The sequence below is a fragment of the Buttiauxella ferragutiae genome (genome assembly GCF_022637515.1).
In the GTDB taxonomy this organism is placed as follows: Bacteria; Pseudomonadota; Gammaproteobacteria; order Enterobacterales; family Enterobacteriaceae; genus Buttiauxella; species Buttiauxella ferragutiae.
This window is the reverse complement of sequence record NZ_CP093332.1, coordinates 2,240,820-2,260,962: the sequence shown is the minus strand read 5'-3', so window position 1 is coordinate 2,260,962 and position 20,143 is coordinate 2,240,820. Positions and strand designations below refer to the sequence as shown.

Below are 20,143 nucleotides of genomic sequence, written 5' to 3'. Positions count from 1 at the left end.
CTTACCTCAATGCCTTAATACGCGGGTCGGCCACGCGATATAACAAGTCTGCCAATAAGTTACCGATAATCAGCATGGTCGATGACAGCATGATCATCGCCATGATCAACGGGTAATCCAGCGAGGTTATCGACTGGATCCCTAACAGGCCCATGCCCGGCCAGGAAAAGACGCTTTCGGTGACATACGCCCCGACCACCAGTTCGCCAAACGAGAGGCCAAACAAAGTAATCACCGGCAGCAGCACGTTTTTGAGGACATGACGGAATAAGATTGTGCGACGAGTGGCACCGTAGGCCAGCTGGGTTTGCACGTAATCTGCCGACAGTTGTGTGATGGTGTTGGAGCGGATGTAACGCACATAGTTCGAGAGGTTATAAAAGCTCAGTGCGATACACGGCAAAATGCCGTGGCGAATCACATCCAGCCAGGAATCTTCAACGCCGATGGTGCGCATCCCCATGCTCGGCAGCCAGTTCAGTTGCACCGAGAACACCGTGATAAGCAGAATACCGAACCAGAAAATCGGCACTGAAATACCGATATAAGCGAACATATTCAGGAAGTGATCGAGCCAGCGATGCTTATAAGCACCAGCCAATAATCCGAGTGGAATAGCCACGACCATCGCCAGAACCAGTGATGCGCCCATCAAACCGAGAGTGGCCGGAATACGCTCAGCAATCATGGTTAATACCGGGCGATGGTAAATCAGTGAATAACCCAAATCCCCTTGCAGCACGTTTTTTAGCCACAACAGGTATTGCATAAACATCGGTTTATCCAGCCCAAGACTATGACGGATACGTTCAATATCCTCAGGGCTCATACGTGGCGTAATGTAAGCCTGCACCGGATCGCCAGGTGCCAGTTTGACCAGCAAAAACGACACCAGCGAAATGAAGAACAGCATCGGCACAAGTTGCGCCAGGCGTCGTACTAACACATTGTTCATACTGCTTTCCAGGTTTTACCCAAAAGAAAACCCCCGGCACGGGGTAAACCGTAATCCGAGGGCAAGTGCTTATTATTGTTGATAGATTTTTGACAGGTCCTGGAACATATAAACCGGCTTAGGTTCAGCCTCTTTGGTCCCGGCAAAACGTTTGTCTACCGCGACTACCGCATTGGTATAAGCAATCGGATACCATGCCATATCATTTGCGACGGTTTGCTGAACTTGCTTATAAATTTCAGCACGTTTGGTTTTGTCTGTTTCAGTCGCGCCCTGGTTCCATAACGCATCGAACGCCGGGTTCTTGTAATGCGCGTAGTTATAAGCTTCATTGCTCATATACAACGACTTATAGCCATCAGGCTCCATACCCATGATGTAACCACCGAGGCTCAGCTCATACATGGTGTTCTTCATATCCAGGCTGCGCTGCGACATAGCGTTAGCGTCCATTGGCATCAGTTCTACCGCGACACCAATGTTCTTCAGCTGCTGCTGAATATACAGGCCCATGCTTTCCTGGGTTTTGTTGGTGTTGATATAAGCAAGACGCAGTTTCAGATTAGCCGGAGCGCCTGATTCTTTGAGCAGCGCTTGCGCTTTTTCAACGTCGTATTTATAGGTTTCAACATCGTTGGTTTGATACAGCGTGTCTGGCGTCAAAATAGACGCGGCAGGTTGCGCGTAATCCAGCGATGAGAATGCCGCCTGCACCAGTTCATCTTTATTGATGGCATAAGCGATAGCCTGACGCAGCGCTTTATTCTTCATGCTGTCGATGTTTTGGTTGAACGTCATATAGGCCAGACGCCCTTCAGGATAGATAACGAAGTCGAATTTACCGCTCGATTTCAGACGGGTGACGTCTTGCGGATCAACCATCTTCATGTTGATTTCGCCATTTTGCAGCGCAAGGTTGGCAGAGTTGCTGTCTTTAGCAAAACGGTAAGTCACGGCATCCAGCTTCGGTTTACCGTTCCAGTAGTCATCAAAACGGGTCAGTGCGTAATACTGCCCGGCACGATACTCTTTAAATTTGAACGGGCCAGAACCGACTGGCGCATCGTTTTTGGTGCTCTTTTCCATATCGCCCTTTTCGTCAGCAAAAACATGCTGCGGAATAGGGTAAATCTGAACCAGAGTCCCAACAAATGCCGCACTCACCTGCGGCAACGTGAATTTCACCGTTTGGTCATCAATTTTGCTGACTTGAATGGGTTTATCGCCATAAACGAACATGCTGCGGAAGAAGCTATGTTGTTTTTCATCGAGCAATTTGTTGAACGTAAACACCACGTCATCGGCAGTAATCGCTTTGCCATCCTGCCATTTCAGATTGGGTTTAAGTTTTAAAAGGTATGAGAGGTTGTCTTCGGATGGCGTCAGGCTTTCTGCCAGCCCCCATTCAATCTTGTCGCCATTGAAGCTATACAGTGGGGCGTACAGCGCCTGCATAATCGTCAGCGTGGTGCGGTCGCTGGCATACAGTGGGTTCACCGCTAATGGATCACCGGTAGTAATACCGACAATTAAATTGCCGCCATCCTGGGAAGCTTGTTTTGCTGGAGCAGACGCGGCTGCAGTTTCGGTTTTCGCATCATCACAGCCAGAAAGTGCCAGGGCCAAAGAGGCAAACAGCGCAGATAACAACAGAGGTTTACGCATTTATTCACGGACTCCATCTCAAATAGAGTCCGCATAGTGCACCAGCCATACCCACAATGTAAATAAGTGTAAAACGCATAACGTTATGCGAAAAAGTGCTAAAGCAAAAATTGTCGATATAAAGTGGAATATGCAGCGTTAGAAGCCAAATTTCAGGCATAAAAAAACCTGCCGCGGCAGGTTTTTTTATTCAGGCTGACAGATCAAAACATGCCAGCTGGCGGTACATCTTTGAAGGTTTTGCAGTACTGCTCGAACATACTTTTCAGGATTTTGCGCATTTTCATTGTGTGCTCCAGTTTTTAGTTTTGCAGGTGTTGCTCGTTATGGGGCCTATAATATGACATCCGTCACACAAATCAATAGTTTTGTGATGCGCATCACACATTTTCATTGTGGATTTTACAAGCCATTCACATCAAATGGCTTGCAAATCCAACACTTAACTGGTTAATTGGCTCAATTATTTTTTAAAACATTATTTTAATTTTGAGTTTCATGCATGGAAAACTCCCCTTCTCAGTCTCCAAAACGCGGCATCTCTGGTATGGCGCTACTGGTTGCTGGCGCATTTTTTATGGAATTTCTCGACGGAACCGTGATTGCCACAGCACTCCCGGAAATGGCAAAAACATTTGGCGTTGATGCTGTTGATCTGAATATCGGTATGAGCGCTTATTTGCTGACTCTGGCGGTGTTAATTCCGGCCAGTGGCTGGATTGCCGATCGTTTTGGTGCCCGCAAAGTTTTTACCCTCGCACTGGGGATTTTCACCTTTGCATCCGTGCTATGTGGGATTGCCAATACGCTGGAACAGTTTGTCGCCATGCGCATCTTACAAGGGGTTGGCGGTGCGTTGATGGTACCGGTCGGGCGGCTTGCGGTGTTACGTACCACGCCCAAGCATTTACTGATAACCGCTATCGCCACACTCACCTGGCCGGCTTTGGTTGCGCCAATTATTGGCCCGCCACTGGGGGGATTCATCACCAGTTACGCCTCGTGGCGCTGGATTTTTTATATCAACCTACCGCTTGGGTTGATAGCAATGGCGCTGGCGTGGCGGCTGATTCCTGATATTCATGATGACGATCGCCGCCCGTTTGATGGCATCGGTTTTACCAGTACCGCCGTGGCGATGATTAGCCTGGTCTACGGGCTGGAAATGCTCGGGCAATCGCAGGTGAATGTGTTGCCAACCGTCAGCCTGCTGCTATTGGGAGCCGCCTCGTTATGGTTTTCACTGCGGCATTTTAAACATGCCAAACATCCGATGATTCGTCTTGATGCTTTAAGGGTGCAAACTTTTGGCGTGACAATGTACGGCGGTTCGCTATTCCGCACCTCCATCAGTGCGGTACCGTTTTTATTGCCGCTGCTGTTTCAGGTCGGTTTCGGTATGGACGCGTTTCATTCGGGCTTACTGGTGTTAGCCGTATTTGCCGGGAACCTCGCCATGAAACCCGCCACCACGCCGTTGATTCGTGCGTTAGGCTTCAAAAAACTGCTGATTATTAACGGTCTGCTGAACGTCGCTTCTTTATTGGCGTGTGCATTTCTCACGCCGCACACCGCGGCATGGTTGACGATAGCCATCCTGTTCTTTGGTGGCATGTTCCGCTCAATGCAATTTACTGGCATCAGCACGCTGGCCTTTTCCGATGTGCCACCTGCGCAAATGAGCTACGCCAATACGCTTTTCAGCACCGCGACGCAGTTGTCGGTAGGCCTGGGGATCACGCTTGGCGCAATTGGTATTCGCCTTGGCGAGAAAATCAGCCAATGGTTTGATGTCACATCAATTCCCGGCATGCCGATTAAAATTTCATTTGTGATGATTACGCTGATTTGCTTGCTTGGGCTGGTCGACTTGTTACGGCTACCGCAAAATGCCGGGAGCAGCGTTTCCAAAAAGCAATAATGCAGTAAGTCTGCATAGTGTTTCGGGCCACAATTATACTTAACGCTATAGATTGAGTGCCGTTGAGGCCGTTATGAAACACATGACATTAAGGTTAATACTGTTTATATCGCTGGTCAGTTTTCAGGTCACTGCCGCCGAACCCAGCGTCCATTCCCCCTCTTTAAGCTTCCCTGCGTTGCATAAACCGAGTCTGCATAACGGTGTGCAACAGCGCTGGCCCGAAGAGCCGCAAGCTGATATCAACCTTCAACACTGGGATGCAGAACACCTTGAAGCCGCGCGTCAGACGCAACAACACGCTGATATGCAGTCGCATCAGTTCGATAGCAGGAAGTAATGATAGGAATTGAGAAAGATCGCGCGTAAAGCGCCGGAAATTAGGCGGTATTGAAGCAAAAAAATACGGCCAGCAAAAACTGGCCGTATTTCATATTAATCATTATCAGGCAAGGATTTCGCGAACGAACGCTTCAATCTCTTTGTCCTGGCAATTTTCGAAGAAGCACTTCTGGAAACGCTCGCCGGTTACCGCGGTTTTCACCAGCTCAGGGTCGATAGAACGTAAGGTGTCCAGATAGTTTTCTTTCACTACAGCCGCTTTAACCTGGTTGAGGATGCCCGCGTTACGAACCTGTGGCTCTTTACGCTCGATTGGGTAGCCTTCGCCTTTACGGCCAGTGAATGCTTTCTCGAACATGTAACGGACGTTCAGCTCTGCACCCCAACCGAAACCTTTAGCGAATGCCAGTGACAGCGCGTTACCGTTGTTGATTTGAGCGAACAGGAAAGCATCGGCTGGATCCAGGCAGTATCCGCAAACCACACCTGGATGGATGTTCAGAGACATCATTGCGCCCTGACCTGTACCGCAGCCGGTCACAACAAAATCAACGGCTTTCGAGTTCAACAGAATGCTGGCCATAATACCGAGGTGGATGTAGGTCAGGTGGTGATCCTGCTCATCGCTCATACCGACGTTGTAAACCGGGTACTCTTTCTCAGCAGCAACCGCTTGCAACTCATTAAGAATGATTGCATTTTTGCCAGCCTGACTGTTTTCCATCATCAGTGCTATTTTCATTTCCGTCTCCTGATTGGGTCACGGGATTTCCCGCGGTGAATAGCTTGGGTATACCTTAACGATACTATCTGGCAAACATACTTTCAAATTTAATGAAATTTTGTTTTAAAAAATTAAGAGGTGCTCACACTTCTGAGTTTTGCCCGGTTACGCACTTCGCTTACCACCAGCGCAAAACCTCTCTCCAGCACACCCATGCTTGCTGTCAGAAATCTTCTGAAAACCGTTGGTGAATACCACAGTAATTACCCTTTGATATACGCCCGAAATTTAGGTTAAGAGATGGATTATTACTGACCTTAAATGCAATTACACAGCTTTATACTGTTGGTAATATTCTGTTTGGCAGCATGCTAAAATAAGAAGAAATATCTTTTGAGACTCAGCGTGATGAAAACAATATATTTAGTTTTAGTGACTGCGTTATTAAGCGGTTGCACCATGAATAAAACGCCACAACCCATCAAAGGGAGCGAAGTGGCAGGTGTTGTTCGTCTCGGGTTTGATATTGCGCCATTACAAAGAGCGAAAGTCGACACCTACGTTGCTCAGTCGGCTGCCAGCCACCAGTGTCAACAATGGGGGTATAGTGCGGCATTCCCTTATGGCGATCCGATCAAAACCTGCAGCCTGACCAGTGGCGCATTGTGCCTGAACCAAACCGTCACACTGGAGTACCAATGCAGGGGGAACGGAATGGAGAAGTACCTGAGAGATGAAATAGCCGTACAATAATTGAGCTTAACGCCTATATGGGTTGGGCAATAATTGTTGTTCAACCCTATTAATTAAATAACAATCATTCTTATTAGTATTAAGCTATTATTTATAAAAAAGAATAATATTAGCAACCATTCTCATTACAATAATATAATTAACAATTCCTTTGCATTATAGAAATAATAAAATTAAAGTAGCGCCATTGTTAATTATCTGATTCTCCTGGAGCGCATCATGCTTAAAGCTGAAATGATCGAAAAACTTAACGAACAAATGAATCTTGAGCTTTACTCTTCCCTGCTTTATCAACAAATGAGTGCCTGGTGCAGCTACCATAGCTTCGAAGGTGCAGCCGCTTTCCTGCGTCGCCATGCCCAGGAAGAGATGGAACACATGCAACGCCTGTTTGCTTATTTAACAGATACCGGAAGCTTGCCGCGCATCAATGCAATTCCTGCACCAGACCAGGATTACGATTCACTGGATAGCCTGTTTAACGCCACCTACGAACACGAACAGTTAATTACCCGTAAAATTAATGAACTGGCGCATGCGGCGATGACCTCTCAGGATTACCCAACCTTTAATTTCCTGCAGTGGTATGTTTCTGAACAGCATGAAGAAGAAAAACTGTTTAAATCTGTGCTGGATAAATTAAGTCTGGTCGGTAAAAGCGGTGAAGGCTTGTATTTCGTTGATAAAGAACTTTCTACACTAGATACTCAAGCTTAATAATAGCTAACCGGTAAGCATGCCTTATGTTTACCGGTTTTCATTAACCAAATCATCTCTTGATCTCCTCAATATTCTCTCGCTGATTTTCTCTCGTCAGGCATCTTATTAATCGCCTCAGTTATCTGGTAACTATTTGTTCATCAAGATCTTTCCCACAGCAAAGTTTGCCATGCTCGCTTGTAACCTCAAATAGGCATTTTTAAGAAAGGCGAATATTGCATGAGCGTCTATACTGCAAAACAGCAGCATTTCGTTGTTTGCTATCGGCGACAGCTAAGCCCAACTCAGCGGGCGGCAGTTAGCCAGAAAGCGGCATTGCGTCTCTTTGGTAACTATTTCTTACCGTAATTATAACCTTAAGCATGACTTATAATTTAAAATAGTACCTGTCATTTTCTTCCTGCATCTGGTGATTACTAACATGGACAAGATGATAAATGTTTAACAAAAACAATAAATTAATTAAAAAGTTATTTTTCCATGAATCATGGGACATCATGATCATTAAAAATGATACACATTCGTTTCCTGATAATACTCTGGATATTCTCAGCAATTCCAAAGCACAACTGCTTAATAAAAAATACACTTTTCAGGCCGACCCTTTTATTATCGAAAAAGACGATAAGCTGTATGTTTTCTATGAAGCATTTAGTTTCCTGAACTCTAAGGGATTCCTGAAGTGCCGTATTCTGAATAACCAACTGGAAGAGCTAGAAGATATCAAACTGGAAGGTTTTGACGATTTGAAATGTCACCTGTCATTTCCTTTTATGTTTAGCTCTGGCGACAAACTGTATATGATTCCGGAGTCATCAGAGAGAAAGGAAGTCATTCTTTTCCAATCTATTGAATTCCCTGGTCGTTGGGAAAAAGTAAAAGTATTACTTTCCAACGTCGAATATACCGATAATGTTCTCTTCACTCATGAGGGAACCCACTATCTTATTTCTACGACTCTGGATAACGATATTGTCATTCATACAGCAAGGGGCTTATTCGGTGAGTGGGAAAAAATAAAACCCTCATTAACATTATGTAACCGCCACCATCGTGGTGCTGGAACCCCCTATTCCATCGATGACAAACTTTATATTCTAACCCAAGAATGTCATTTAGGTTTTTATGGTAAGTCCGTTTATATCAAAGAGATAGTTCATTTAAGCCCTTTGATTTTTGAAGAGAAACTTGTTGCTAATATTGTTCCAACAATCAATCAAAGCGCAGGTATTCATACTTTAAACTTCACAAATGATTATATTGCCTATGATACTAAAAATTTGACATTCAGCCTGTTATCGCCGTTAAAAAAGATTTTCTTTAAGTGTTTTGTTAAATACAGGAAGCATTTTTTTGCCTGAAACACCAGATGAATGGCTGGGTGATTGCTGATACTATTGAACGACTTGACTGAGGGTCACATCAATACGCGCATTTTGTAATCTTAATCTGGAGATACTATGGCAATTCTTGTAACTGGTGGTGCTGGTTATATTGGCTCACATACCGTTCTGGCATTACTGGAAAGAGGTGATGATGTCGTCGTTATAGACAATCTCTCTAACTCGTCTAAAACATCTTTGGAGCGGGTGACAGAATTAACCGGGAAAGTACCAACATTATATGTTGCCGATATTTTAGACAAACAAGCGCTAAAAGAGATCTTCTCAAAACACAACATATCCGATGTTATTCATTTTGCTGGTTTAAAATCCGTAGGCGAATCAGTCAGAAAGCCGCTGGAATATTATGAGAACAATGTCGTTGGGACGCTGATTTTGCTCAATGAGATGTTACGCGCTGGTGTCAATAGCCTTATCTTCAGCTCTTCCGCAACGGTATACGGTAACCCCGAAAAAGTACCACTAAGCGAAGAGTGCCAAGTCGGTGGTACGACTAACCCATACGGGACGTCGAAATTAATGGTTGAGCAGATTTTGCGTGATTTTTCGCATGCACAACCTGAGTTCCGCATTACTTGCTTACGCTATTTCAACCCGGTTGGTGCGCATGCTTCAGGGCGTATTGGTGAAGATCCCAACGGTATTCCTAACAACCTGGTTCCATATATTTCTCAGGTGGCAATCGGAAAGCTCGAATGTCTGTCGGTATTCGGCAACGATTACCCAACGCCGGATGGAACCGGGGTTCGTGATTATATTCATGTTCTGGATCTGGCAAGCGGGCACCTGGCGGCGTTAGACCATAAAGCTGAGGGTTCACCATTCAAAGCCATCAACCTGGGGACCGGTGTCGGCTATTCCGTTCTTGACCTGATTAAGGCTTTTGAAAAGGCCGCACAAACGAAAATTAACTATCAAATCGTCGCCAGAAGACCGGGTGATGTGGCGGAATGTTGGTCAGATTCGTCTTTAGCCAAACAAGAACTGGGGTGGATCGCGACCCGTTCACTTGATGAAATGATGCGTGATACCTGGAACTGGCAGAAAAATAACCCGAACGGCTTTAGTTCTTAGCCGTCATAGCTTCAATACCCACAATAATTCAAGTTGCATCGCGGCGGCAAGAGAGCGAGTCCCGATGAGCTTACTAAAGTAAGTGATTCGGGCTCGTGAACGCAGCCAACAAAGATGCAGCTTGAAGAATGAAGGATATTATTGAGCGCGGACCTTCGACACCCGATACCAACCGTCACTCTGTTTGCCTTCGTTAGCCAGATTAATTCTCGCCTTGCCTTGAGAGTCCAGCATTGCCACCTCGATATAATACTGCCCATTCGCTAAAGCTACAGGCAGTGACAGACGATAACTCAGTGAACGCTCACCTGGCAGCCAGTTGCGAATGTCATCGGATGTTTTCCCCTGGGCGATAACTTTGTTCGTATTATTTACCAGGCGATACACCACATCATATTTCCGGTAACTCGGTGCAATGCCATCATTCGCCCACTGGCTATTCAGCGTCAGTGTACTGCCTCTGGTGACCACAGAATCATGGCTTAACGAGACTAAACGGAAACGATAACCCAGTTTTGTCAGCGCGTTATCGACGATGGCTCGATACATCACCGGCACTTCACTCGACTTCAGATTAATCGTGCTGGCATGTTTCTCTATGGCCCAGTCAAATGTTCGTTGCACTTCTTCACGGGTATAGTGCTGTACTGTTTTCCACTCCGTCATATGACCGCAGATCTCAAAACTTATCGGCGAGCGTTTCCAGGCATCGTTAAAGCCGGAATATGCCGCCTGGGCTGCCTCTAAGCGCGGAGGATAATCATCTTCCATGAGATTCCAGGTTGTGGAAAAGTTCCGCCAGTCCCCAAGACAGTCAGCGCGCCAGCCTGCACCTCGCCTCACTGCACTCGCGAGATTTTCGTTACCGGCAATCAGCATAATTTTTGGCGTTTTAGGAAATGCTGTGAAGTGCATTTTAACGTACTTTTCTAGTTGGGCTGGCGTGTAGCGTTCTTCAAGGGGCGGCAAGGAAGGAAAGTTGCTGTTATGCCATTCGCCCCAGGAGCCCACCATGCCGATATCGATGTAAGCAAGATTTTCATTACCGTCGTAGCGTTTACCGAAGGCATTCAGCAGGCGCTGGCTGTATTCAAGAAAAATAGGGTCATCTAAATTCGGCGCGAAGGTTTTTCTATCGGGTGTCCAGACTCCTTTCACCCCTTTTCTGATCAACCAGTCAGGGATTTTGCTCCCGCTCTCGGGGCCATCCAAAACCATAACCCGCAATCCGACATTCATCGCCGGTTGATGCGCCGCCGCAAACCTGAAAGCATCATCGACCAGTGCAAAATTATACTGCCCTTCAACCGGCTCAAGCTCAGACCAGTAAAAACGCTCGTATTCAATCCCGGTATCAGGATATTGCGCGGGCGTCAGTTGTTGCCCAAAACCTTGATGAAAGCTGGCGATTCCCGTTCCGGGATTGGTGATGGGGCCTGACAGTGCCTTTGGCGTTACAACTGTCGTCGGTACGGCGATTACCGCCCCCGGAAAAACCATGCACATCAGTGAAACTAACGTTTTCATATTCATAGTCTTTCCTGCTTCTGTTGGGGCGTTAACTTCCCAGGATCAGTTACTTCGCAAGCTGAGCCACCAATCCCAAATCCCGACGTGGAAATTACGAAACAGGTCGATTCCCACAGCGGATTTGATCATGTAGAGAGTTAAGAATAGACACAAAATGGCGAAAACTGCGCCACAAAGAATCAGCAACGTCACAACGATACGCACCAGCGTCGATTCTTTACGTAACCGTTTGCGGAAATCTCTTCCCAACAAAAAGACCATGTAGTAGCGCGTCCCAAAAAAGGGAAAGCTTTTACGAATATCGATCCGATGGTGCGACGAGAGCGTGATAGAAACGATCGCGTTCTCTATCTCCTGCTTTTGCTCAGCAGTGAGCTGCGCCTGAGTTTGTTCATCAAGCACTTCATAGAATCTGTCGATGACGATTGGGCGTCGAGTAGAATTCGTCAAATTTAACCTATTGATTTATCTATTGAATGGTAGACACTTACCGTGTTCCTGGCAATCTCACGCCAGTCGTAGGTTTGCAGATATTTACTGTAATCCGCACTAGCCAACCCACGTTTTTCGTTAATTTTTTCAGCTAAATCAAGCACGTTACCGACTTTAAAATAGGCATCTGCGGGCAACCCGACTTCCAGATTTGCCGGAATATCACTCACCACAGCAGGCAATGAATAAGACATAGCTTCCAGCAGCGCTATAGGTAATCCTTCGTGATACGACGGCATGATAAATAACTTAGCCTGAGAAAATACCACCTTCAGTGCGTCACCTTTTAAAAAACCGGTCAGAATGACATTCGGGGTTTTTATCGCTAATTCCTTCAGGCGCATGCTGTAATCAGAAGGATGATCCGCATCGCCAACCAAAACTAATGGCTCGGACGCCCCTGATTGCTGGTAGGCAGTAATTAAATCATGAAACCCTTTCTCTTCCACAAAACGCCCCACCGCAACAAGATAATTCTTAGGCTTCAGGGCATAACGGTCGAGTGTTTTATGAATCATCTCCGGGGCCTGCGTTTGCGGAGTATTTACGCCGTTATAAATCAGATGAGCATCCATGCGACCATGTTTTTTCTGAATCAGTTGATTAATCACTTCAGAAATAACGATCACTTCATTGGCATAATTAACCGCAAACTTTTCACCTAATAAGAGAGCCTGTTTTGCAACTCGGCCCCACTTCTGGCGTTCATAATCAGGACCGTGATGGGTAAACACCACTTTCTTACCCAGTAAACGTAGCAGTGGCACTACCAGGCCCGGCCCGATGGCATGCACATGAACAATAGTGGATTTATCAAAACAGGTCTTAAACGCAGCCAAAACGGAATGAACAATGGCTTCCAGTGAGCGTTTTTTAGGTGCCCATAGCGCCACGGTTTCCACATTTTTGTACTGCGACTTACTGTAACCAACATACGGAGCGCGAGCGATAACACAAATATCCACATCAAACTGTTCTTTGATAGCCGGATAAAGATTTTGGCAATGTGTTTCCACTCCGCCTAACACATCGGGTATGCCACGTGTGCCAATGACAGTAATTTTCCTGGTCATATTAGGGTTTGCTCAACAGTTCTTGGTACAAGTTAAGCAACGCTTCCATATGATTACGCATGGCGTATTTATCACAGAGCCGCTGGTGCGCATTTAACCCCATGTGGTGTGCTTTATCCGGGTTTTCAGCCAGAAAATCAAGGATATTCGCCAACTCCTGAGCATTGCCCGGTTCAAATAATGCACCATCCACACCATCACGTATTTGTTCGGGGATCCCACCAATACGCGAGCCCACAATCGGCCGCGCAAACGACATGGCTTCTAACACCGACATCGAGCAATTTTCATTACATTCAGAAGGCACGACGATCGCGCGCGCATGCTTAATCAATGAGTCTAATCCTTCGCCTTGTTGCACATAACCGAGGAATTCTGCCTGTGGGAATTGCTTCATCAGGTCATGATAGATCGGGCCATGGCCGACTATCTTCAGCGGGATTTTATTACGCATTAGCTCATGAGCCTGCGCTAATGTTTGAATCCCTTTCTCAGGGCTGATACGCCCGACAAACAGCAAATAGCCGTGGTCTTCAATACCTTCGAAGGGTTGGCTGTCATCAATGCCATTAACAATCACCTCGATACGTGAATTTGGCAACGTGTGTCTTATGATGCCGCGCAGAAACTCACTGGGTGAAATAATGACGTCAAGAGCCTGATAATTCTTAGCAATATATTGCCAGGTGGCTTCTAAGGTCAGCAGCAAGCTCTTGGATGCTGAACCTTCATAACAGCGATATTTAAACGCATTAAATACTGAGCCCGTAATACAGGCATCGCAAACTTTGCCGTCGCGTAACATGGCGTAGGAAGGACAGGCAATTTTATAATCGTGGGCGGTTAATACCGTTTTACAGCCAAAATCCCGGGCAATTTTAATTATCGATGGGGTCAACTGATGGTAAATGTTGTGAAAATGAACAATATCCGGACGCTCTTTCTCAAGCAGAGCCTTCATTTTTTTGCAGGCTTCGTTGTTGTGGATAAATTCAATTGCCGTCTTAATCCCGCCGAGCAGGTTACTACCTTTATGGTAATCGACATTGCTGACAAAATAATCAGCATAGTCAGAGGGGAAATTTTTCTCGTGCTGCATGGAAAAATCAATCACCTCGACGCCTGCTTGTTTCAGCATTTCGCGTTCCTGGAAATAGACAGTTTCCGCGCCACCTTTAATGTAGAAGAACTTGTTTACCAGTAAAATTTTCATCGTGGCCACCTATTCATGAATGACTTTGCTGTCGGGTGGCGTCATAGGATCGCGCACAGGATGAGTCAATCCCTTGATTAATCCCGCAGAGAGTACGGCTAAATTAAGTACACTTTGCAAGCCATTAATTAATGAACGATTTTTTATCGTTTTCAGTATGATAAATGCAATCAGCGGCAATAAAGCCAGCGCGATAATATCAATATTAAAGGTTAATATCGCCACCAGTAATAGCAGCATATAGGTCGCAAAAATCATCTCGTTTTTGACCATTTTTATGGCAATGGGCCACCAGGGTTTACCCCAGGCACTGCGTAATAATTCACCTGGCGCTTTGTTATACCCACTGCGCCAACGGTACATCAGCAGTTTTAGTGTCGGCATATTGTGCGATGTGTGGCTGAAATAAGGCACATTCAGGCGGTGTAATTTATAACCCGCATCCACTAAACGCATGCCAAGTTCAGCCTCTTCATAGGCATGAAGATTGCGGTTGGTCAGATAGCCAATTTTTTCTATTGCGGTGCGGCGATATAAACCACCGCCCCCTAAATGGTCGCAATCCCCTAGCGGATAAATTTCATGTAGCCGCTGTTTGCGCGATTTAAATTCATAGTTAGAGGCATCATCCATTTCCACCGTTCCCGCAACACCAGCATATTCGGGATGGCTTTGCAGAAAGGTAATAGCGCTATCAATAAATCCTTTTTCCAGCTCCATATCGCCGTCCATCAACAACAAATATTCACCTTCGCTATACAGATAGCCAAGTTGATGGCCAACGCCACAACAGCGATCCGCAGGCTGGGTTAACGACACCACGGTGACCCCTTTATTGCTGGCCAATTGCTGAGTGCTATCGGTTGATAAGCTGTCGGCAACAATAATTTTATGAGGATATTCAGCAATCTGCCGCTGGATACTATCAATCGTTTTTTCAATACACTTGGCTTCGTTAAGTGTTTTAATGCTCACGGAGATAAACGGTTTATGACTCATATTATTGCTCTGCAAAACGATATACGGTTCGACGAATAACCAGACTTGAGCCCAGTGCCAGATAGAAAAGGAATTGGAGCATTGGTGTGATAGTGAGTATCTGACTGTAGGGCAAGCTCAGTAAGCAACTGATAGCAAAAACATTAAATGCAGGCGCAAAACTGAGTAATTGCAGATCCTGTGGGTCTAATTGCTCGCGATCTAACAGAGCTTTAGGTTGCACAATTTTCAGGATGTAGAGAATTAAACCGATAAACAAAAGGGTTCCCACCACGCCCACTTCCCAGAGCAACATACTCAAAGAAGTCGAATCGAGAATTAAATTATAGGTGAGATTCAGGAAGCCTGGCGACACCACACTTCCGCTGTTGGTCGCGTTTAATCCGTAACCAAATAGCGTCCCTGAAAGCCCCCAAAGATCGTTATTTTTTATCCAGAATAGCAGTGTTGTAAACCGCCCCACTTCGCCTGAAGGCAGAATATAGTTTGGGTCAAAAATGTAACTGAGTGAGTTAATAAAAACAGCAAGCGAGCTTTGTGTAGGGTCAGTACCATAGGCCGTGGAATAACCCGCTGCTAAAATGACAATGGCGAAGGCAATGAGTAATGCCATAGCGGTGAATATCAACAGCAGGGCTTTGATATTCACTTTATTCATGCCTTTTACGAAGCTCGGCATCAACCAAACCCATGCCAGTAATATCGGTGACAACAGAATGACAAATTTCACTTCACCGACAATACACAAGCCAAAACCCAAAATGACATGCAAGGCCATCGATTTAAAACTGGTTAGCCCATGCTTAAATTCGGAGACTTTTAACAACATAATCAGCAGGCAAAACAACCCCATCGCAGCGGTATTCCCGCCTCCCAATGGGTCACCGCCAAAGGTCCCAACCACCGAATCCCATTTATCTTCTTCGCCACGCACCACAACACGCTGGGGTAGAACAAACAGCAATTGATAAAGCACTACCGGAAATTGAGCGTAAAACACCCAATATAAAGAACGTGTGACGCGATAGACCTGCGATTCACGACAAAAGCCTAACAGCAGGCAGAACATCACCAGTGAAAGTGCGATTTCATTTTTAAAACCGACAATCGCGTCAGTCACCCCGGCCTGCAAAATTGTCGATACTCCCGCCATGACCATGAAAATAAGGTACAGCGTCAGCACCACGATTTCTTGTTTATCCAACTGCAATTTTTCATAGCGGGTTTGCATCACCAGCAAAATGAACATCAGCAATGTCAGGAAGAATGGGATCCACAGCACCGCCAACACACCCGTGAAGTACTGAACTAACCCGCAGACCATCAGGGTCATGAAAGAGTATGTCTGTAAATAATTCCCAGTGTTGAGATTCATAATACCACCGGCCTGTCTTTCAAAAGATTGGCGCGTTTATTTACCTTGAGATAAATAAACGCATAACGAACGAAAGTCAGTACTGAGAACAGAATAATCGAAGTGGCATAGTCATTATAAAAATAAGGCACTATGACAAACGCAATCAGTACAATCGCTAATTGTTCAAACTGGATACGCAGGAAATAACGGTGCGAACCAAAAATCAGTTCAATCACGGTCAACGGGCACACCGCTAAAGCCGGGAATAAATATGGCAACATGTAGCGTGAAGTGGGAATCGAGTTTATCCAGTCCTCACTAAAGCCCAGGTGCATAACGATGGGATAAAACAGAAACACCCCCAGTGTACACACAACACCCAATACCAGAAGCAGCAAACGGACCTTTTTGTACTCTTCAAAGTTAAAGGTGTTATGCCTGAAATCTATCGACCATTTCGAGAAAATAGCGTTGCGTACCGCATTCCCGACAATCACCACTGGCGCCAGGCAGAAGCGGCTGACAATAGAAAAATAACCCGCAGTCAATGCTGAGAACCAAAAGTTTATCAACATGATAGGCAAGTTACTGTTCGCCATCGCCAGCACTTCCGCACTGCCGACTTTAGTGATGTGATGAACGTGCTTACTAAAGAATGCGAGGTTATTTTTGGGGCTCAAATGTGCCAGTTGCACACTACGAATATCGAAAGCACGAAGAATGCAGCCAATAGTCAACACCATCATCGAACCTGCCCACGCCCAGTAAAATGCCTGGATATGCGTGGTGAGTAGCACGGAGAGCACCACTACCACGGAGACAGAGATACGCTGGAAGACCAAAAAGCCAAAATTAGCAGTACGTAACGATAAGTTTTCCGAAATCAAAATCCACGTATTTGAAAGCGTGAGCAGATAAAGGAAGAAAATATTCTGATTAAACAGCCATGCAGTAAGCAGCGCGTAAGGCAGAGCGATAATCAGACTTTGCAACAAGCAAAACACCACGTTTTGCGCCAGTTCATCATCTTGCTGCTTAGGAATGAGTAACTGTGATGCAAAGGTACAAACTTGAGCCCCAATCAACGCAATACTGTAGTTAAGCGCGTACAGCCCCACTTCGGCCAGGTCATATTTGTGTGAAATTAACCAAATAGACAGCGCACCAATCAGTTGTGAAATGACTGATGAACCCGCAATTGTGGACGCGCTTCTCAGTAAACTCATATCCGGCCTGTGCTGCTCATCAATTCACTGGTTTGCAGGTTGAGTGAGCGTAAACCCTCTTTTGTCTCAAGATTTTTATCCACGACCTGATTAAGCACCACACCGACAACAACAGAATGATTAGATTCGAGTTTATCTAGCGCCTGGATAATATGTTCCGCCGGTGCCGCACCCGCTTTCAGCATGAAAATTTGCCCATCAATGACACGACTAATCAGCTGGCTGTCCTGGCTCTGATTCACCGCAGCAACGTCAATAATAATACGCTGGTAATGGCTGCGTAATTCACGCATCAGATGCTCAAGATTTTCCGACGACAACAGCAATAGTGAGGAGATCGTTGCATTGCCACGAGGAAGAAAATCCAGATTTTCATTCACTTTGACACTAAGGTTCTCATGCGTGCCTTCGCCGCGCAGCAGCTCAGCAACGCCATGGGCAGACGGTTTCGCCAGCTCACTTGATAAGCCGTCTTTATTGAAGAAATCGAGATCAACCAGCAGCGTTTTCTGATCGAAACTAAATGAATTTGCTAACAGGTTAGCCAACAGCGTTCGGCCTTCCCCGTGGTCAGTCGACGTCACCGAAACCGCCTGCAACTGGCGATTATCGAGCATGATACGGGTACGAATACTGTGAATGATATCGGCATTGAGCGGGTTATTGGAGATTACGTCGCGGATTTGCGCACGGCTCCCCAGACCCGAATAGCGGCGAATCTCACCTAATGGCTCGAGGTTCAACCGTTTCTTCATTTGGCTCAGGTTATTAATGGTGCTGTCCATTGCTGATTTAACGATGAAGTACATGATGCTAAAAGCCAAAACGAATAACACCACCATGACAAGTAACAACGGTTTGTTAGGTTTAGATGGGCGTTCAGCAGGTACCGCCGGGTCATACAAGACGGCATCCGAATCAGCATAATTACCGGACAGCGTCTGTTCCTGAGTACGTTGATACAGCGTTTTATATGAATCTTCCGTTTTATCCAGCGCCAGTTTCAACCCGTTATAACCTTCACGTTTCGAAGCAAGTTTCTGGAAGATCAATTTTTGCTCATTCAGCTGTTTCTGGTAGTTATTTTCATCAGCCAGTGCTGCCTGATATTGCTGACGCAGGCCAGTTTCCAGTTCACCCAGCACGCTGTAGGTTTGATCCTGAACGGCCTGAACTTGCGCCTGAGCTTCCTGAATCTTGATGTGTTTCGGGCCATACGATTTGCGCAGTTCATAGAGCGTCCGTTTCGCCTGAACGAGTGCAATGCGTAAATCCTGAATCTGAGCATGGTCTGAAATCACTGGCAGTGAGATCACATCTTCCAGCGATCGCCCGGCGCTTCTGCGCACTTCGTTATACTGCGATTCTGCCGCAACACGACGCTGAGTCGCATCCGCCAGGCGGTTAGTGACAATACTTAACTGCTCGGTTTCAAAACCATCCACACCGCGGAAGGTCAACAACCCCTCTTGCTTCAGATAATCATCAATGGCCCGCTTTTGCCCGGCAATTTGCTGCTGCAATTCGAGCATACGCTGCTGGTTGCTTTCACGCGCTTTCAGCGTATTGCCGCGCTTTTGCGCCGCACTGTAATCAATGAACGCCTGCGCCACACCATTGGCTACCTGTGCTGCAACCTCAGGCGAAGAGGATTCATAAGAGATTGATGCCAGATGCGTGGTGCGCACACCGTTAATGGTCAGGTTTTTCAGCAACGTCTTCAGTGCCTTATCAACACGCGCTTGCTGATTCTCAGGCGTATTCGCATTTTTGCTGTCCGAATTTTCGCCGATGAAATCAGGATTTTCATCCAGTTTCAAATTGCGCACCGCCTGCTCCAGCACAATACGCGACTGCATCAATGCATATTGAGTTTCGTAATAACCATTACGTGTCGAGTCATAACCGTCTACCTGCGGGAATGGGGAAATATTATCCGGTTGGGCTTTGATAAGCACCGTCGCCGTTGAGACATACTTAGATGTCATCATGCTGATTAATGGCCAGGCAACCGCCCCCGCAATCACGCCGGCGAGGAGGATTTTCCAACTGTTCTTTTTAATTTCTTTGGCAAACCTGGAGAAATCGATCGCGCTTTCTCGCTTCTTGCCATTTTCTACGATTGATAGTTTCATAGTTAGAAGAAGCCCATGCCAATTATAACGATATCACCGGGGTGAACGGAGTGTCTGACGTCCACGTTCTCAAGCAATTGGTTACTCCCCGACAGACGAATATTGATATTTTTACGATCCGCTCGGTCAGTGAAACCACCGGCCTGTGCAATAGATTTTTCAACCGTGAGTCCAGGTTCGTAGGCGAAACCATTCGGGTTCTTCACTTCACCTGAAACAAAGAATTTACGGAATTCCGCAATATTCACGGTCACCATTGGGTTTTGCAGATAATCTCCACTTAGGCGATTGGTTAACTCGGCACTCACTTGTTCCGGCGTTTTTCCTTTGAGCACTAATTTACCGATATAAGGGAAGGTAATCGTTCCACTTTTATCGATAATAAATTTCATCGTCATATCAGGTTCGCCGTAGACATTAATACTGACGGTATCACCTGCATCGAGAAGATATCCCATTGATTCAGCATCAGGATTATCCATGAGTGGTGGCTTGGATGTTGTACACCCAGCCAAAAGCACCGTGAATAATAAAAATGCCCAGAGTTTCATTATTTTCATT

Annotated in this window: 20 protein-coding genes; 7 read left to right on the top strand and 13 right to left on the bottom strand. The window is 46.0% G+C overall.

What is annotated here, in order from left to right:
- Nucleotide 1: 1 nt before the first annotated feature.
- The 3 genes from MNO13_RS10395 to azuC all read right to left on the bottom strand — a co-directional run bounded on the left by MNO13_RS10395 (nucleotide 2) and on the right by azuC (nucleotide 2,907).
- Nucleotides 2-955, bottom strand: coding sequence for an ABC transporter permease (locus tag MNO13_RS10395; protein ID WP_064545752.1), 954 nt, complete (start codon nucleotides 953-955; stop codon nucleotides 2-4).
- 72 nt (nucleotides 956-1,027) lie between these two features.
- Entirely contained in the window at nucleotides 1,028-2,620 is a 1,593-nt protein-coding gene (locus MNO13_RS10390; RefSeq protein ID WP_133521677.1) for an ABC transporter substrate-binding protein, read from the bottom strand.
- Nucleotides 2,621-2,823: 203 nt separating this feature from the next.
- The gene (azuC, locus tag MNO13_RS10385; RefSeq protein ID WP_115628089.1) at nucleotides 2,824-2,907 is read right to left on the bottom strand and encodes a stress response protein AzuC; all 84 of its coding nucleotides are present in this window, start codon (nucleotides 2,905-2,907) and stop codon (nucleotides 2,824-2,826) included.
- A gap of 215 nt (nucleotides 2,908-3,122) precedes the next feature.
- Here azuC and MNO13_RS10380 point away from each other — a divergent pair, with 215 nt between their 5' ends.
- Together MNO13_RS10380 and MNO13_RS10375 are read left to right on the top strand one after the other, a co-directional pair.
- On the top strand, nucleotides 3,123-4,541 hold the full coding sequence (locus MNO13_RS10380) for an MFS transporter (RefSeq protein ID WP_064545748.1): 1,419 nt from the start codon (nucleotides 3,123-3,125) through the stop codon (nucleotides 4,539-4,541).
- A 73-nt stretch (nucleotides 4,542-4,614) separates the two neighbouring features.
- Nucleotides 4,615-4,881, top strand: a complete 267-nt coding sequence (locus MNO13_RS10375) for a hypothetical protein (RefSeq protein ID WP_133521679.1) — start codon at nucleotides 4,615-4,617, stop codon at nucleotides 4,879-4,881.
- A 105-nt stretch (nucleotides 4,882-4,986) separates the two neighbouring features.
- Here the strand turns inward: MNO13_RS10375 and MNO13_RS10370 are convergent, their stop codons facing one another.
- Complete coding sequence (locus MNO13_RS10370) at nucleotides 4,987-5,625, bottom strand: RpiB/LacA/LacB family sugar-phosphate isomerase (RefSeq protein WP_064545746.1); 639 nt, start codon at nucleotides 5,623-5,625, stop codon at nucleotides 4,987-4,989.
- A gap of 390 nt (nucleotides 5,626-6,015) precedes the next feature.
- Between MNO13_RS10370 and yecR the strand changes: the two genes are divergently transcribed.
- From yecR to galE, 5 genes are all read left to right on the top strand, one after another.
- The gene (yecR, locus tag MNO13_RS10365; RefSeq protein WP_241939951.1) at nucleotides 6,016-6,360 is read left to right on the top strand and encodes a YecR family lipoprotein; all 345 of its coding nucleotides are present in this window, start codon (nucleotides 6,016-6,018) and stop codon (nucleotides 6,358-6,360) included.
- A 219-nt stretch (nucleotides 6,361-6,579) separates the two neighbouring features.
- Nucleotides 6,580-7,077 carry a non-heme ferritin gene (gene ftnA, locus MNO13_RS10360; RefSeq protein WP_064545742.1) on the top strand — a complete coding sequence of 166 codons (498 nt, stop codon included), beginning with the start codon at nucleotides 6,580-6,582 and terminating at the stop codon, nucleotides 7,075-7,077.
- 222 nt (nucleotides 7,078-7,299) lie between these two features.
- Nucleotides 7,300-7,428: a hypothetical protein gene (locus tag MNO13_RS24345; RefSeq protein ID WP_255424161.1), complete on the top strand. Its 129-nt coding sequence runs from the start codon at nucleotides 7,300-7,302 to the stop codon at nucleotides 7,426-7,428.
- A gap of 89 nt (nucleotides 7,429-7,517) precedes the next feature.
- On the top strand, nucleotides 7,518-8,441 hold the full coding sequence (locus MNO13_RS10355; RefSeq protein ID WP_241939950.1) for a glucosamine inositolphosphorylceramide transferase family protein: 924 nt from the start codon (nucleotides 7,518-7,520) through the stop codon (nucleotides 8,439-8,441).
- A gap of 99 nt (nucleotides 8,442-8,540) precedes the next feature.
- The gene (gene galE / locus MNO13_RS10350) at nucleotides 8,541-9,557 is read left to right on the top strand and encodes a UDP-glucose 4-epimerase GalE (protein WP_241939949.1); all 1,017 of its coding nucleotides are present in this window, start codon (nucleotides 8,541-8,543) and stop codon (nucleotides 9,555-9,557) included.
- A 138-nt stretch (nucleotides 9,558-9,695) separates the two neighbouring features.
- Here galE and MNO13_RS10345 read toward each other — a convergent pair whose 3' ends face one another.
- The 9 genes from MNO13_RS10345 to MNO13_RS10305 are packed head-to-tail and all read right to left on the bottom strand — an operon-like array spanning nucleotide 9,696 to nucleotide 20,142.
- Nucleotides 9,696-11,090, bottom strand: coding sequence for a DUF4832 domain-containing protein (locus tag MNO13_RS10345; protein ID WP_241939948.1), 1,395 nt, complete (start codon nucleotides 11,088-11,090; stop codon nucleotides 9,696-9,698).
- A 39-nt stretch (nucleotides 11,091-11,129) separates the two neighbouring features.
- Nucleotides 11,130-11,537: a hypothetical protein gene (locus MNO13_RS10340; protein WP_237932460.1), complete on the bottom strand. Its 408-nt coding sequence runs from the start codon at nucleotides 11,535-11,537 to the stop codon at nucleotides 11,130-11,132.
- A gap of 2 nt (nucleotides 11,538-11,539) precedes the next feature.
- Entirely contained in the window at nucleotides 11,540-12,652 is a 1,113-nt protein-coding gene (locus MNO13_RS10335; protein WP_133521683.1) for a glycosyltransferase family 4 protein, read from the bottom strand.
- Between the two features lies 1 nt (nucleotide 12,653).
- The gene (locus tag MNO13_RS10330) at nucleotides 12,654-13,865 is read right to left on the bottom strand and encodes a glycosyltransferase family 4 protein (protein ID WP_064545730.1); all 1,212 of its coding nucleotides are present in this window, start codon (nucleotides 13,863-13,865) and stop codon (nucleotides 12,654-12,656) included.
- Between the two features lie 9 nt (nucleotides 13,866-13,874).
- Nucleotides 13,875-14,864 (bottom strand): glycosyltransferase family 2 protein, encoded by a 990-nt coding sequence (locus MNO13_RS10325; RefSeq protein WP_241939947.1) that lies wholly within the window; start codon nucleotides 14,862-14,864, stop codon nucleotides 13,875-13,877.
- A 1-nt stretch (nucleotide 14,865) separates the two neighbouring features.
- Entirely contained in the window at nucleotides 14,866-16,239 is a 1,374-nt protein-coding gene (locus MNO13_RS10320) for a hypothetical protein (protein ID WP_064545725.1), read from the bottom strand.
- Nucleotides 16,236-17,447 carry a lipopolysaccharide biosynthesis protein gene (locus MNO13_RS10315; RefSeq protein WP_064545722.1) on the bottom strand — a complete coding sequence of 404 codons (1,212 nt, stop codon included), beginning with the start codon at nucleotides 17,445-17,447 and terminating at the stop codon, nucleotides 16,236-16,238. The genes MNO13_RS10320 and MNO13_RS10315 overlap by 4 nt, the downstream gene beginning before the upstream one ends.
- A complete protein-coding gene (locus MNO13_RS10310) occupies nucleotides 17,444-19,582 on the bottom strand; it encodes a GumC family protein (RefSeq protein ID WP_241939946.1) in 2,139 nt (712 codons plus the stop codon). Before MNO13_RS10310 ends, MNO13_RS10315 begins: the two co-directional genes overlap by 4 nt.
- Before the next feature lie 2 nt (nucleotides 19,583-19,584).
- Nucleotides 19,585-20,142 carry a polysaccharide biosynthesis/export family protein gene (locus MNO13_RS10305; protein WP_064545718.1) on the bottom strand — a complete coding sequence of 186 codons (558 nt, stop codon included), beginning with the start codon at nucleotides 20,140-20,142 and terminating at the stop codon, nucleotides 19,585-19,587.
- Nucleotide 20,143 lies beyond the last annotated feature (1 nt).

Excerpts from the sequence above, each read along its gene's own strand:
- galE (WP_241939949.1), top strand. The coding sequence starts at position 8,541 with ATGGCAATTCTTGTAACTGGTGGTGCTGGTTATATTGGCTCACATACC.
- ftnA (WP_064545742.1), top strand. The coding sequence starts at position 6,580 with ATGCTTAAAGCTGAAATGATCGAAAAACTTAACGAACAAATGAATCTT.
- MNO13_RS10380 (WP_064545748.1), top strand. The coding sequence starts at position 3,123 with ATGGAAAACTCCCCTTCTCAGTCTCCAAAACGCGGCATCTCTGGTATG.
- MNO13_RS10345 (WP_241939948.1), bottom strand. The coding sequence starts at position 11,090 with ATGAATATGAAAACGTTAGTTTCACTGATGTGCATGGTTTTTCCGGGG.
- MNO13_RS10310 (WP_241939946.1), bottom strand. The coding sequence starts at position 19,582 with ATGAAACTATCAATCGTAGAAAATGGCAAGAAGCGAGAAAGCGCGATC.
- MNO13_RS10320 (WP_064545725.1), bottom strand. The coding sequence starts at position 16,239 with ATGAATCTCAACACTGGGAATTATTTACAGACATACTCTTTCATGACC.
- MNO13_RS24345 (WP_255424161.1), top strand. The coding sequence starts at position 7,300 with ATGAGCGTCTATACTGCAAAACAGCAGCATTTCGTTGTTTGCTATCGG.
- MNO13_RS10375 (WP_133521679.1), top strand. The coding sequence starts at position 4,615 with ATGAAACACATGACATTAAGGTTAATACTGTTTATATCGCTGGTCAGT.
- MNO13_RS10355 (WP_241939950.1), top strand. The coding sequence starts at position 7,518 with ATGTTTAACAAAAACAATAAATTAATTAAAAAGTTATTTTTCCATGAA.
- MNO13_RS10395 (WP_064545752.1), bottom strand. The coding sequence starts at position 955 with ATGAACAATGTGTTAGTACGACGCCTGGCGCAACTTGTGCCGATGCTG.
- yecR (WP_241939951.1), top strand. The coding sequence starts at position 6,016 with ATGAAAACAATATATTTAGTTTTAGTGACTGCGTTATTAAGCGGTTGC.
- MNO13_RS10335 (WP_133521683.1), bottom strand. The coding sequence starts at position 12,652 with ATGACCAGGAAAATTACTGTCATTGGCACACGTGGCATACCCGATGTG.
- azuC (WP_115628089.1), bottom strand. The coding sequence starts at position 2,907 with ATGAAAATGCGCAAAATCCTGAAAAGTATGTTCGAGCAGTACTGCAAA.
- MNO13_RS10330 (WP_064545730.1), bottom strand. The coding sequence starts at position 13,865 with ATGAAAATTTTACTGGTAAACAAGTTCTTCTACATTAAAGGTGGCGCG.
- MNO13_RS10305 (WP_064545718.1), bottom strand. The coding sequence starts at position 20,142 with ATGAAAATAATGAAACTCTGGGCATTTTTATTATTCACGGTGCTTTTG.
- MNO13_RS10325 (WP_241939947.1), bottom strand. The coding sequence starts at position 14,864 with ATGAGTCATAAACCGTTTATCTCCGTGAGCATTAAAACACTTAACGAA.
- MNO13_RS10370 (WP_064545746.1), bottom strand. The coding sequence starts at position 5,625 with ATGAAAATAGCACTGATGATGGAAAACAGTCAGGCTGGCAAAAATGCA.
- MNO13_RS10390 (WP_133521677.1), bottom strand. The coding sequence starts at position 2,620 with ATGCGTAAACCTCTGTTGTTATCTGCGCTGTTTGCCTCTTTGGCCCTG.
- MNO13_RS10315 (WP_064545722.1), bottom strand. The coding sequence starts at position 17,447 with ATGAGTTTACTGAGAAGCGCGTCCACAATTGCGGGTTCATCAGTCATT.